This window comes from Streptococcus sp. 2154 (assembly GCF_013277255.1).
Taxonomy (GTDB): domain Bacteria; phylum Bacillota; class Bacilli; order Lactobacillales; family Streptococcaceae; genus Streptococcus; species Streptococcus pseudopneumoniae.
This window is the reverse complement of the sequence record NZ_VMMK01000061.1, coordinates 1-13,954: the sequence shown is the minus strand read 5'-3', so window position 1 is coordinate 13,954 and position 13,954 is coordinate 1. Positions and strand designations below refer to the sequence as shown.

Sequence of the window (13,954 nt, the reverse complement as noted above, 5' to 3'; positions counted from 1 at the left end):
ATCCTAGAATCTTTAAAAAATCCGAATAGAACTATTATTATTGCGTCCCACAATCCTCTGATTTGGGAGTAAGTGGATCAAGTTAGTCAAGTTACCGATTTATCACAAAGATGATCTGGTAAGATTTATACTCAATGAAAATCAAAAAGCAAACTAGGAAGCTAGCCGCAGATTGCTCAAAGCACCGCTTTGAGGTTGTAGATAAGACTGACAAAGTCAGTCACATATATACGGTAAGGCGACGCTGACGTGGTTTGAAGAGATTTTCGAAGAGTATTACCTTTTCATAAGCTTTTTATCTATTCTTCCAGGCTTGGTAACGGGTATCAATCAATAACTGGGTAAGGCGACCCATGGTTTCCCTTTCTTCTGGAGTGAGGGATTGCGCTTGGACGAAGAGATGATGAATGTATTCAAGCGCCTTTAAGGAAGACAGATCATTGATGGAGCTAATCCCAGCATCTAGAATGGTGCCAAAGAAGAGGTCGAAATAGAGCTGGAGTTCTTCGTCAGAGACTGTGGCCACCCATTCTTTGAAGGTTGTGTCTACCTGTTGACTATCGCTGTTGGTCTTATCCAGTTGGACGAAGCGCTTGTCCTCAATCTGCCAACTAAAGGTATCGTGCTGGGCGATACCGCCTAAGGCAGTACTGTGCACGATGATTTGGTGGGCCGGAATTTCCATCATCATGCCGATAATGGATCCTTGCGGGATGAAGACCTTGGTTCTATCCATTATCCTTTGATAGCCCTCGGTTTGTGTCAGTTCTTTATGGAGACCAGGCGCATCAAAGGTATAAACTGCTGTGATTTGATCCTGTAAGCTTTGTTCAATTTGACTAGCAGCATAGATAGCGAGATTTCCTCCCTTGGAATGCCCAGCCAGAATGACCTTCTGCTTAGGATGGTGGGCAAAAAAGTTCTTTAAATAGCGAAGGGCGTGCTTTTGAGCAGGAATTTCCTTCATATAGGTCAGGTGGAAATCTTCCTTCCAGCCAATGATGCTGTCATCTGTCCCACGAAAGACAATCAGATAGGTATCGAGAGTGAGGCGGTAGGTCATAGCCGCAAACTGTTTTTGCAGCTCAGGATCAATGTCATTGATAAAATGGGAGAGTTTGCAATTTTTGAAGCGTTTGTGTTGAGCTAGTTCATCTAATAGCTGGAGGCGATTTTTGCTGGTCAACATGTTGGGCTCCCTTGGAACCTGAGGAGCCAGGTCTAAAAGTCGCTGAGGACTTGTGGAGACCATATTATCAAAGGAGAGGTAGGTAGCTTCTGTTAAGGCTAGAATGTCTAACTCATTCAATGGAAAGTCGTAAAAGGAATCGTATGCGACATCTTTCAGGTAATCAAAAATATTGGCCATAAGAGCTCCTTTCTTTTCTTTATCTTATCAAATTTCCCTCAAATTAGCTAGTAGGATTGTCTTACTTTGTTGGCTAAAAACAAGCTACTTCAAATTCAGTTTCAGACCTGCTAGCATGGAAAAATCTGTTATAATAATAGAAAAGGAGGAGCGCATGCACAAGATTTTATTAGTAGAAGATGATCAGGTCATTCGTCAACAAGTCGGAAAAATGCTCTCTGAATGGGGATTTGAAGTGGTTCTGGTAGAAGACTTTATGGAAGTTTTGAGTCTTTTTGTTCAGTCGGAGCCTCATCTGGTCCTCATGGATATTGGACTGCCCTTGTTTAATGGCTATCACTGGTGTCAGGAAATTCGCAAGATTTCCAAGGTCCCCATCATGTTTCTGTCTTCGAGAGACCAGGCTATGGATATTGTCATGGCAATCAATATGGGCGCGGATGACTTTGTGACCAAACCTTTTGACCAGCAGGTTCTTTTAGCCAAGGTTCAGGGCTTGCTGCGTCGTTCCTATGAGTTCGGGCGTGACGAGAGTTTACTGGAATATGCTGGTGTTATCCTCAATACCAAATCCATGGATTTACATTATCAAGGGCAAGTCTTGAATTTGACCAAGAACGAATTCCAGATTTTACGCGTGTTATTTGAGCATGCAGGCAATATTGTAGCGCGTGACGACCTCATGCGGGAACTTTGGAACAGTGACTTTTTCATTGATGATAATACCCTCTCTGTCAATGTGGCTCGTTTGCGTAAAAAATTGGAAGAGCAGGGCTTGGTAGGATTTATCGAGACCAAGAAAGGGATAGGGTACGGACTGAAGCATGCTTGATTGGAAACAATTTTTTCTAGCCTATCTGCGCTCCCGTAGTCGTCTGTTTGTCTATCTGCTTGCTTTAGCATTTCTGATTTTGCTCTTTCAGTTTTTATTTGCAAGTTTGGGAACTTACTTTCTCTACTTTTTCCTCTTGTGTTGCTTTGTAACCATCTTATTTTTCACTTGGGACATATTGGTGGAAACGCAGGTCTATCGTCAGGAAATTCTCTATGGGGAGAGGGAAGCCAAATCTCCATTGGAAATAGCCTTGGCTGAAAAATTAGAGGCGCGTGAGATGGAACTCTATCAGCAGAGGTCAGATTCAGAAAGAAAACTGACGGATTTGCTGGATTACTATACCTTGTGGGTCCATCAGATTAAGACCCCCATTGCAGCCAGTCAACTCTTAGTTGCAGAAGTAGCTGACCGCCAACTGAAGCAGCAGTTAGAACAGGAAATTTTCAAAATCGATTCCTATACCAATCTAGTCTTACAGTACCTGCGTTTAGAAAGTTTCCATGATGATTTGGTCTTAAAGCAGGTTCAAATTGAGGATTTGGTCAAGGAAATAATTCGTAAATATGCTCTTTTCTTTATTCAAAAAGGCCTAAATGTCAATCTACATGACCTTGATAAAGAAATCGTGACGGATAAAAAGTGGCTACTAGTGGTTATTGAGCAAATTATCTCAAACAGTCTCAAGTACACCAAGGAAGGTGGTCTGGAGATTTATATGGACGGGCAAGAGCTTTGTATCAAGGATACGGGAATCGGGATAAAAAACAGTGATGTCCTCCGAGTCTTTGAACGTGGCTTTTCAGGGTATAATGGACGCCTAACCCAGCAGTCATCTGGACTTGGACTTTACCTATCTAAGAAAATTTCTGAAGAACTGGGTCACCAGATTCGTATCGAGTCTGAGGTCGGAAAAGGAACGATAGCGCGGATTCAGTTTGCTCAAGTGAATCTAGTCCTTGAGTGAGAATAGACGAAAAAGCCTCCGGACTGGAGGCTTTTATGCTAGGTTCTTATTTCTCAACGCGTGATTTGTTGGCTATATCAGCTAGGATAGCTCCAACAAAATCATCAACTGAGACAGTTTGTGTTTCTTTTTGGCCATAGCGACGAACGTTGACTGTTTCGTCTTCCATTTCTTTGTCTCCAACAATTAATTGGTAAGGAATCTTGCTGGTTTGTGAAGCACGGATCTTGAACTGCATTTTTTCATTGCGCTCATCTACGTCTGCACGGACACCGCGGTCACGGAGTTTCTTGGCTACTTCCCAAGCGTAGTCCACGTGTTTTTCGTTAGATACTGGGATGAGGGTTACTTGGTGTGGTGCCAGCCATGTTGGGAAGGCCCCCTTGTAGTTCTCAATCAAGATAGCTGTGAAGCGTTCCATAGTTGAGATAACCCCACGGTGGATCATCACTGGACGGTGCTCTTCACCATCAGCTCCGATGTATTTGAGGTCGAAGCGTTCTGGAAGCAAGAAGTCAAGTTGGATAGTAGAAAGAGTTTCTTCTTTTCCAAGAGCGGTCTTAACTTGAATATCCAATTTTGGTCCGTAGAAGGCTGCTTCGCCTTCGGCTTCAAAGTAGTCCACGCCCATTTCATCAAGAGCTGCACGAAGCATAGTTTGAGCATTTTCCCACATCTCATCGTTGTCAAAGTACTTGTGAGTATCTTGAGGGTCGCGAAGAGAGAGACGGAAGCGGTACTCATTCAAGTTGAAGTCTCCGTAAACATCGATAATCAACTGAAGAGCACGTTGGAATTCTTCTTGGATTTGTTCTGGAGTAACGAAAAGGTGACCGTCGTTGAGAGACATTTCACGCACACGTTGAAGACCAGTGAGGGCACCAGATTTTTCATAACGGTGCATCATACCGATTTCAGCGATACGGATTGGCAACTCACGGTAAGAGTGAACATGGTGTTTGAAGACTTGGATGTGGTGTGGGCAGTTCATTGGACGAAGGACAAATTCTTCCCCGTCACCCATGTCCATAGTTGGGAATATGTCTTCTTGGTAATGATCCCAGTGACCAGAAGTCTTGTAAAGTTCAACAGAAGCAAGTGGTGGAGTATAAACGTGTTGGTATCCAGAAGCCAACTCTTTGTCAACGATGTAGCGTTCCAACTCACGACGAATAGTCGCACCATTTGGCAACCAGAATGGAAGTCCTTGACCAACTTCTTGTGAAATCATAAAGAGGTCAAGCTCTTTACCAAGTTTACGGTGGTCACGTTCCTTAGCTTCTTCACGCATTTGAAGGTAGTTTTTCAAGTCTTTCTTGTCAAACCAAGCTGTACCGTAGATACGTTGCATCATAGCGTTGTCGCTATTTCCACGCCAGTAAGCACCTGCTACATGGAGAAGGTGGAAGATTTGGATACGACCTGTTGATGGAACGTGAGGTCCACGGCAGAGGTCTACATATTCACCCTGACGATAGATAGTCAAACCGCCTTCGTCTTCTGAGTGTTCTTCAATCAATTCCAACTTGTAAGGGTCATTTTTGAAGATTTCACGTGCCTCGTCTTTAGTCACTTCTTCACGAATAGATGGGAAGTTTTCTTTGACGATTTTTTGCATTTCTTCTTCGATACGAGGAAGGTCTTCGTTAGAGATTTGACCAGCTGTGTTGTCAGTATCGTAGTAGAAGCCATCTTCGATAGCTGGACCAACACCCAAGTGAATGTCTGGGAAAAGACGACGAGCTGCTTGGGCAAACAAGTGAGCTGCTGAGTGACGCAAGATTGGAAGGGCATCTTCGTGATCAGGTGTCACGATTTCGATGCTTCCATCCTCAGTGACAGCACGAGTAGTGTCGATGAGTTTGCCGTTGAATTTACCAGCCAAGGCTTTTTTAGCTAGGGAATTGCTGATAGATTGGGCAATTTCAAAAGTTGTAACGCCAGATTCGAATTCACGAACAGCGCCATCGGGGAAAGTAATGTTAATCATGATGTTCTCCTTATATTGGTTATCCATTATTTCTAAAGCAGAAGTGTTTCCCTATTTCGCAGTCTTAAATAAAGAGAAACAAAAAGCAAAGAGAAACAAAAAGCGACGTCCTAGAAAGGACGTCGCAACGTGGTTCCACCTTCATTTATGTGCCTCAAAAAAGAGGGACACCTCTGATTGGCTCTAACGTGGCCACCGTTTTATGTTTGCATAAAAGTCAGTAGAGTAGTATCAGTATAGTCTTTCTATGCGTTCTCAGCAACCACGCACTCTCTAGTAGAAAGGGACTAAGTGACTTGTCTCTATGGATTATTATAGCATGATTGTGAGATTTTTCAAGGATTTTGTGAAAGTTTTTTGTTTTTCATTTTTGCAGAATATGCTTGATACCAATACCGGAAGCCATGCCGACCAGAGCAAAGGTTTCATAGGCTAATAAAGTAGACAATGCTAAAATCGTGGAAAGAAATGATAGTAAAGCAAAAGAGCAATCCAATGTCAAAAGGGAAAAAGGGAAACGGTAACCGTAAAGAAGAGAAACGATGAAGGTTACTAACGGAGAAAAGATAAAGATATTTAGAAGATGAGTCCTAGCAGATTGGAACCGGATGAGAGCAGTGAAAATAATTCATAAAGAGGCCAATAAAAGAAAAAGATGACCAGATAGTAGGGGAGATGGGAATAGAATCTAGGCATGATAATCAGCTCGTTTTAAAAAAACAGACAACTTAAATCTCTTGCTATGATTATTATAGCATGTTTAAAACAAGAAAGTAAATCTGTTGACAAAGAAGTTAGTTATTGGTAGAATAGGGATTGTCGTAAAGACAAATAACTTCTTCTTGGTTACAGGCATGCCAACCTGTCACTCGGATGAAGCCAAATAAAAAGGAGAAACATCATGGCAATCTCAAAAGAGAAAAAAAATGAAATCATTGCACAATATGCACGTCACGAAGGTGATACAGGTTCAGTAGAGGTTCAAGTTGCTGTCCTTACTTGGGAAATCAACCACCTTAATGAACACATCAAACAACACAAAAAAGACCACGCTACTTACCGTGGATTGATGAAAAAAATCGGTCGCCGTCGTAACTTGCTTGCATACTTGCGTAAAAACGACGTTAACCGTTACCGTGAGTTGATCAACTCTCTAGGACTTCGTCGCTAATTCAAGATACAAAGGCCGTCAAAAGCACAAAGCAAAAATAGGAAAATTGACGAAGAAACTTCAGTTTCTAGGAGATTTTATCTTTTTTGCCAAGTGCTTAGGCCGTGTTCAATTGAGCATATCTTGATAATAAAGCTACTCTAAATTGGGTAGCTTTTTTGCGTTGTCACCTTACCTCGCTATACTCAAGTATAATCTTCGGTTACGGTTCCTAACACTGTAAGGTAAAATAAACTAGCTTTTCTCCCTTCGGGGAGATTTTTTTTTGTTTCACTGAAAGTTTCGTACAATCTTCGCCTCGTCGCCTAGCCTATAAACGGTTTATCTAGCAAGAATCATGATGCTAAGGGTGTCAAAAATCCGTATGAAAATAGGGAAATGACACAGTGTTCGATGAACACAAGGAGTTTCATCTTTTCCACTAGGATTTTAGCCCGGGCTCAAATCAGCTCTCTGACTTCAGAGGGCTTTTTTATTGAGGTTTTATCGGTCACAATTTTGGAGACTACAAAAACCTCAAATGGTATCAGCTAATTACACCATAAAGGTGCGCAGCTACTCGGCTTGAAAAGCCGAGTAGGTGTCTGCAAGCCCCCTCGGAGAGCCCACACTTTACGAAGTAAAGTATAGTATGTTATACTTTACATGGAAGTAGTCACCGAATTCCAGTTAGAAATTACTTTGTAACTACGTTTTGAGGAGGAGTAAAATGCTTTCCTATGTTCGACATTACCCACTAGCGATAGCTAAATTAATGTGTCTGTGCTCTCCTAAAATCTGCTGATTTATTACTGACTAATACAGGAGGTTTTTTTATGGGACAGACAATCATATCTGCTGTTGGTGTTTATATTTCCACCAGTATCGATTATTTAATTATTTTAATTATTTTAATTATTTTAATTATTTTAATTATTTTAATTATTTTATTTGCACAGCTATCACAGAATAAACAGAAATGGCATATTTATGCGGGGCAATATCTAGGCACAGGCTTACTTGTAGGGGCGAGTTTAGTTGCTGCTTGCAATTGTTGGAGAAGATGCGGAAGAAGAGGAAGAAATTATTGAAAGATTAGAACAAAGCAAGGCAAATCAACTGTTTTGGACAGTTACATTGCTGACAATTGCGTCTGGCGGAGATAATTTAGGTATCTATATACCTTATTTTGCTTCGTTAGATTGGTCACAGACCCTCGTGGCCTTGCTTGTGCTTGTAATCGGCATAATTATCTTTTGCGAGATTAGTCGGGTGTTATCCTCTATTCCGTTAATATTCGAGACAATTGAAAAATACGAGCGAATCATTGTGCCCTTAGTATTCATTCTACTTGGACTATACATCATGTATGAAAATGGCACGATAGAGACTTTTCTGATCGTGTAGATTTTTTTGTTTCACTAGGATTTTAGCCCGAGCTCAAATCAGCTCTCTGATTTTCAGAGGGCTTTTTCATTGAGTATAAATGGACAAATCTTAAAGTTACTCTATTGTAGAGTGTCTTTTGATTTGATTAGGAGATTCTTATAAATATAGTAAAATGAAATAAGAATAGGACAAATCGATCAGGACAGTCAAATCGATTTCTAAAAATGTTTTAGAAGTAGAGGTGTACTATTCTAGTTCCAATCTACTATATAAATGAAAACCTTAGCTGTTTGGCCAAGGTTCATTTCTTCTATGCAAGTTCATCTCTTTTCTTATCTGGGTTCCAGATGAAGCTTGCGATAAAGCTAAAGATGATGGTTAGGATAGCGAGGATAATAGCAAGGATGAGGGCAGGGATGCGGATAAACCACCAGAGTGGATTTGGTTTTTTATCATTGTGCCATTGTTTCGTTTCTTCGTCCAGACGTTGGAATTCTGTTTGAATACGATTGGCGACTGTTTCAATGCCTTCATCATTCATTTTCTTGATATCTGAGATATCGATTGGATTTCCAAAGTTCATATCGACACGTTCACGGCTAATCAAGCCCTTCAAAGTCATGGGACCGGTGTAGGTAACCGGCATGATATGGACCTTGGCCATTTTGGCAATCAGTGCTACGCCCCCCTTGACATCGTTTGAGTGGCGGCTACCACTTGGAAACATGATGAGAGAGAGGTCACTTTTTTTGAGAACGTTGATAGGATATTTGATGGCTGAGGCGCTGGGATTTTCACGGTCGATGGGAAAGGCGCCACACATACGAATCCACCAACCAAAGATACGGTTGGTAAAGAGTTCTTTTTTTGCCATAAAGATGAACTGTTTTGGCTTGGTCGCAAAGGCCATATAAACAGGATCCCACCAGGTACGGTGAGGCGCAACTAAAATATAATTTTCATCTTGATTAGGAATTTTATCAGTATTATGATAGTGAGCATTGCCATTGATGGACCATAAGAGCAATACAACTAATCCACGCAAATAAGTATAAAACATGCGATCTCCTTCGATTCTTTTCTTGTTATTATTATACCTTATCAAAGGAGGGCTGGCAAACTTTTCCCTTGACTAGGTGCATATTTGGGATGAGATTAGAATTCTGTTAAAAAAATGATATAATAGAATTTATGGATAAAAATAAGATTATGGGATTAACCCAAAGAGAAGTCAAGGAAAGACAGGCTGAGGGTTTGGTCAATGACTTTACCGCATCAGCCAGTACCAGCACTTGGCAAATCGTTAAACGAAATGTCTTTACCCTTTTTAACGCTTTGAACTTTGCCATTGCTTTGGCCCTTGTCTTTGTGCAGGCTTGGAGCAATCTGGTCTTTTTTGCTGTTATCTGCTTTAACGCTTTTTCTGGGATCGTGACCGAGCTACGCGCCAAACACATGGTGGATAAGCTCAATCTCATGACCAAGGAAAAGGTCAAGACTATTCGTGATGGCCAAGAAGTGGCTCTGAATCCGGAAGAATTGGTGTTAGGAGATGTGATTCGTCTGTCTGCTGGAGAGCAGATTCCCAGTGATGCCTTGGTTTTGGAAGGCTTTGCGGAGGTTAATGAAGCCATGTTGACGGGGGAAAGTGATTTGGTGCAAAAGGAAGTGGAAGCCTTGCTTTTGTCAGGAAGTTTCCTAGCCAGTGGGTCAGTTTTATCTCAAGTTCACCATGTCGGTGCAGACAACTATGCTGCCAAACTCATGCTGGAAGCTAAGACAGTGAAACCGATCAACTCCCGTATCATGAAATCTCTGGACAAGCTAGCTGGTTTTACTGGAAAGATTATCATTCCTTTCGGTCTGGCTCTCTTGCTAGAAGCCTTGATTTTAAAAGGCCTGCCTCTCAAGTCATCCGTTGTAAACTCGTCGACAGCTCTTTTGGGAATGTTGCCTAAGGGAATTGCCCTTTTGACCATTACTTCGCTCTTGACAGCGGTGATTAAGCTGGGCTTGAAAAAGGTCTTGGTGCAGGAGATGTACTCTGTTGAGACCTTGGCGCGCGTGGATATGCTCTGTCTGGACAAGACGGGTACCATCACCCAAGGAAAGATGCAGGTGGAGGCTGTTCTTCCGTTGACGGAAACGTATGGTGAAGAGGCTATTGCCAGCATCTTGACTAGCTACATAGCCCATAGTGAGGATAAGAATCCAACTGCCCAAGCCATTCGCCAGCGTTTTGTGGGAGATGTTGCTTATCCTATGATTTCCAATCTTCCCTTCTCGAGCGACCGCAAGTGGGGGGCTATGGAGTTAGAAGGCTTGGGGACAGTTTTCTTAGGGGCACCTGAGATGTTGCTGGATTCTGAAGTCCCAGAAGCCAGGGAGGCCTTGGAGAGAGGGGCACGTGTCTTGGTCTTAGCTCTTAGTCAGGAGAAATTAGACCATCACAAGCCACAGAAACCTTCTGATATTCAGGCTTTAGCCTTGCTGGAAATTTTGGATCCTATTCGAGAAGGAGCAGCAGAGACGCTGGACTATCTCCGTTCTCAGGAAGTGGGCCTCAAGATTATTTCTGGTGACAATCCGGTCACTGTATCCAGCATTGCCCAGAAGGCTGGTTTTGCGGACTACCATAGCTATGTAGATTGTTCGAAAATCATCGATGAGGAATTGATGGCCATGGCGGAGGAGACAGCTATTTTCGGACGTGTTTCCCCTCATCAAAAGAAACTCATCATCCAAACGTTGAAAAAAGCGGGTCATACAACGGCTATGACAGGGGACGGGGTTAATGATATCTTGGCCCTTCGTGAGGCGGATTGTTCTATCGTGATGGCGGAGGGGGATCCAGCAACCCGTCAGATTGCCAATCTGGTTCTCTTGAACTCAGACTTTAATGATGTTCCTGAGATTCTCTTCGAGGGTCGTCGCGTGGTCAATAACATTGCCCACATCGCCCCGATTTTCTTGATAAAGACCATCTATTCCTTCCTGTTAGCAGTCATCTGTATTGCCAGTGCTTTACTAGGTCGGTCAGAGTGGATTTTGATTTTCCCCTTCATTCCGATCCAGATTACCATGATTGACCAGTTTGTGGAAGGTTTCCCACCATTCGTTCTGACTTTTGAGCGAAATATCAAACCTGTTGAGCAGAATTTCCTCAGAAAATCCATGCTTCGTGCCCTACCAAGTGCCCTTATGGTCGTCTTCAACGTCCTGTTCGTAAAAATATTTGGGAGTAGCCAAGGTTGGTCTGAGTTAGAAATCTCAACTCTACTCTATTATCTCTTGGGGTCAATTGGTTTCTTATCCGTATTTAGAGCCTGCATGCCATTTACCCTATGGCGTGTCCTCTTGATTGTTTGGTCAGTAGGAGGTTTCCTAGCGACAGCTCTCTTCCCAAGAATCCAAAAACTGCTTGAAATTTCAACCTTTACAGAACAAACGTTGCCTGTTTATGGTGTCATGATGTTGGTCTTTACAGTGATTTTCATTCTGACTAGTCGCTATCAAGCCAGAAAATAAAGAAAGACTGCAATCTGTGGATTGCAGTTTTTTTATACGACGAGTCTATCGTATAGTGGATTGAATCTGGAATAGGACATCATAGCTACTAAAACATTTCTAATACTCTTCGAAAATCTCTTCAAACCACGTCAACGTCGCCTTACCGTACTCAAGTACGGCCTGCGGCTAGTTTCCTAGTTTGCTCTTTGATTTTCATTGAGTATAAAAATTAATTTGCCTTTCCTAATCGATTTGTTTATATATTATTTCAATATACTATAAATCTAATGTGCAAGGCCTACGTGCCTATTATCTATCGGTGAACCCAAGAGCGACCCTCAAGCCTGCTTGTATTGAGGTAGCAGCTTCAAATGTATGTGGCTAGACTATTTGAAGTATGACGCAAGAAACAATACTCTTCGAAAATCACCAGAAAAGCTAGTTAAACTACTATCCTTCTGGTGATTTTGCTTAATTTCTGATGTTCGAGACATGATTGAGGAGATTTGTCTTGATTTTTTCCTAAAAAAGGGCAGACTCCTCCCTTGGTTTGATGCTCGATTTTTAAAATAAGGTGACTTATTCTGTTAGGCATGTTTTCCCCTGCCCTCTAGCTCTATATGGAACAGGGAGTATCAGATTTATCTGGCAGATTGTATCAAATAAGGCTTGAAACTGTTTTGAATAGGCGTATAGACTTGAGAATTTGAGAATATGTCGTCTAGCAGTAGAGACATATTTTCGGCAATATGAAGGAAGAGAGGTCGAAAACGCTTGATAGTCAAGGCCTTTACTTCATCACCAGCTAGCTGCTTTAAAAAGAGGTAGAGATTATAAGCCAGATAGCCCATCATCATACGTACTTCATTCTTAACCATGGTCGAACTATCTGTTTTATCCCCAAAGAATCCTGCTTTCCTTTCTTTGATAAAGTTTTCAGCATTCCCTCGTTCACGATAGAATTGAAACAGCTCCTCACTATCTACACTGCTTAAATTGGTTACAAGAGAGACCACATCATAGAACAATCCCCCTTCCTGTCTTTGGGAAAATTGGCAAACACGACGTGGCTGTCGCCAAGAATCGGCTTTATAAAGGGACTCTGAATAGGAAGAATGAGGTAAAATACTCAAATCCTCTGAACAAGGCAAGGTTAAATCTCCCAAGCGACTCAGAACAGCGTTCCTTTTCAGTTTGGTCAAATAGGCATGACCTCTATCTTCCAGTAAATCATAGAGTTTTGGGCTCACAAAACCGCTATCCATACGAAAAATCAGATGGTCAAACTGCTCTAAAATGGGGTGAATAAGGGCATCTGCTCCTTCTGAACAATAGCGATTTCCAGAACGTAACTGGGCATTCAGACAATAGCCAGTCTGGCTTTCAAAGGCATACAGGGGATGATAAGCTGTCACCTGATAATGAGCATTATAGTCGGCTCCCTCTTGATGCCCATAAGTGGTAAAATGAGTGGAATCCACATCAACGATAAGACTGGGTTGGCTTTGCATTTGTAAAAAGAGTTGAACCAGTTCAAAGTTTAGTCTTCGCAAGCTCCCAACAGTTGCTTCTGTTGAACGTGACAGAAAGCGAGACAAGGTTGGTTGAGACGCAACTTGTCCAGTTTCCAACAGTTTTGGAAAATAAGCATCTGATTTTAATTTCTTACAGGCATAGTCTATGTCATAGCCTGTAAGGATTTGAAAGAGAAATTGGATGACAATATCGGCATCCGAATAGTGATAATAGCGTCGTTTATCATCGCTCACAAGATGTTTTGAAATAGTTTCTTTTAGATTCAACTTTGTGAAGAGTTCTTTGAAGAGCAGAAGACCAGCTTGATTGGTCAGATTTCCACCATCGAAAGAAAAGTGTGATAAAGTATTGTTTTTCGTAGATTTATTTTATATACTGGTCATTGGAATTTCCTTTGTTTTGATTTTGTTTTCGATTATATCATAAAGGAGAAACTCCCTTTTGTCCAGTAAAAACAGCACCCAATGGGTGAAAAGAGAAAGCACCTAGAATCCTCGGTTTCATATCGATTCTGGATGCTTTTTGTGTTAGGTGTGAATAATTGGGGGAGAAAGAGATTGAAGATTGTCAAAAACAGATGAATGAATATATAGACGAGTATGAACATCAAGTGAGGAGATTGGAGAAATTAGTTAACACTATAAATTTTGCAATTGATAGTAAAGAGAGAGGCTTCAACATCCCATTAGAGTAATTTAAATGTATTTTAATTGTTACAGAAATCGTGATAAAATGATTAGCAGTAGTAGATTGGAGGAAATAGTGTGGGAAGCTTATTAGCTACTCGAATTAAGAGCAGAAGAAAAGAATTGAAATTATCTCAGAAAGAGTTAGCTGAAGGAATTTGTAAGCAAGGTCAGATTAGTCGTTTGGAGAACGGAGAATATACTCCAGGTTCAGAATTATTGCATCAACTAGCTAAAAGACTTAGTGTTAGTATGGATTATTTTTTTTGACGAGCAAATTTTGAATGAGAGTACAGAACTTATTTAGTTTAAAAAAATAGTTATAGTTGCTTAGTTTCAAACAAGCATGTTATAATAAAGCTATGGCATATAGTACAGATTTTAAACAGCGAGCATTAGATTACATCAAAGAGGGTCACAGCCATGTCGAGGCAGCCAAGGTTTTTGATGTCGGCGTCAGAACTCTCTTCACGTGGGAAAAGAAAGATGTGAACAAGGACACTTGGAGATGAAAAAGCGAGTCGT

8 protein-coding genes and 5 pseudogenes are annotated in these 13,954 nt (G+C 41.4%); 8 read left to right on the top strand and 5 right to left on the bottom strand.

The genetic code is table 11. The annotated features are described in order from the left end of the window. A pseudogene (locus HT693_RS10015) lies at window positions 1-72 on the top strand (ABC transporter ATP-binding protein); the annotation flags it as partial. Between the two features lie 223 nt (window positions 73-295). Here HT693_RS10015 and HT693_RS10010 read toward each other — a convergent pair. Then, window positions 296-1,369 carry a DUF2974 domain-containing protein gene (locus HT693_RS10010; RefSeq protein ID WP_119947691.1) on the bottom strand — a complete coding sequence of 358 codons (1,074 nt, stop codon included), beginning with the start codon at window positions 1,367-1,369 and terminating at the stop codon, window positions 296-298. 154 nt (window positions 1,370-1,523) lie between these two features. Between HT693_RS10010 and HT693_RS10005 the strand changes: the two genes are divergently transcribed. Both HT693_RS10005 and HT693_RS10000 read left to right on the top strand, forming a co-directional pair. Next, a complete protein-coding gene (locus tag HT693_RS10005) occupies window positions 1,524-2,201 on the top strand; it encodes a response regulator transcription factor (RefSeq protein WP_000548991.1) in 678 nt (225 codons plus the stop codon). Next, window positions 2,194-3,168, top strand: a complete 975-nt coding sequence (locus tag HT693_RS10000) for a sensor histidine kinase (protein WP_119947690.1) — start codon at window positions 2,194-2,196, stop codon at window positions 3,166-3,168. The genes HT693_RS10005 and HT693_RS10000 overlap by 8 nt, the downstream gene beginning before the upstream one ends. A gap of 46 nt (window positions 3,169-3,214) precedes the next feature. On the opposite strand, the gene thrS is transcribed toward HT693_RS10000, so the two are convergent. Beyond that, complete coding sequence (thrS, locus tag HT693_RS09995; RefSeq protein ID WP_055356737.1) at window positions 3,215-5,158, bottom strand: threonine--tRNA ligase; 1,944 nt, start codon at window positions 5,156-5,158, stop codon at window positions 3,215-3,217. 335 nt (window positions 5,159-5,493) lie between these two features. After that, a pseudogene (locus HT693_RS12130) lies at window positions 5,494-5,854 on the bottom strand (hypothetical protein). A gap of 205 nt (window positions 5,855-6,059) precedes the next feature. Here HT693_RS12130 and rpsO point away from each other — a divergent pair. After that, a complete protein-coding gene (gene rpsO / locus HT693_RS09990) occupies window positions 6,060-6,329 on the top strand; it encodes a 30S ribosomal protein S15 (protein WP_001018251.1) in 270 nt (89 codons plus the stop codon). 815 nt (window positions 6,330-7,144) lie between these two features. Continuing rightward, window positions 7,145-7,715 (top strand): annotated as a pseudogene (locus HT693_RS09985) (cadmium resistance transporter). A 292-nt stretch (window positions 7,716-8,007) separates the two neighbouring features. On the opposite strand, the gene HT693_RS09980 reads toward HT693_RS09985, so the two are convergent. After that, window positions 8,008-8,757 carry a 1-acyl-sn-glycerol-3-phosphate acyltransferase gene (locus HT693_RS09980; RefSeq protein WP_138705213.1) on the bottom strand — a complete coding sequence of 250 codons (750 nt, stop codon included), beginning with the start codon at window positions 8,755-8,757 and terminating at the stop codon, window positions 8,008-8,010. 131 nt (window positions 8,758-8,888) lie between these two features. On the opposite strand from HT693_RS09980, the gene HT693_RS09975 reads away from it, so the two are divergent. Beyond that, the gene (locus HT693_RS09975) at window positions 8,889-11,225 is read left to right on the top strand and encodes a cation-translocating P-type ATPase (RefSeq protein ID WP_138705214.1); all 2,337 of its coding nucleotides are present in this window, start codon (window positions 8,889-8,891) and stop codon (window positions 11,223-11,225) included. A gap of 561 nt (window positions 11,226-11,786) precedes the next feature. On the opposite strand, the pseudogene HT693_RS09970 reads toward HT693_RS09975, so the two are convergent. Then, window positions 11,787-13,126, bottom strand: a pseudogene (locus HT693_RS09970) (IS1380 family transposase). Window positions 13,127-13,507: 381 nt separating this feature from the next. Between HT693_RS09970 and HT693_RS09960 the strand changes: the two are divergent. Together HT693_RS09960 and HT693_RS09955 are read left to right on the top strand one after the other, a co-directional pair. After that, window positions 13,508-13,699 (top strand): helix-turn-helix transcriptional regulator, encoded by a 192-nt coding sequence (locus HT693_RS09960; RefSeq protein ID WP_023934097.1) that lies wholly within the window; start codon window positions 13,508-13,510, stop codon window positions 13,697-13,699. 92 nt (window positions 13,700-13,791) lie between these two features. Continuing rightward, window positions 13,792-13,954 (top strand): annotated as a pseudogene (locus tag HT693_RS09955) (IS630 transposase-related protein); the annotation flags it as partial.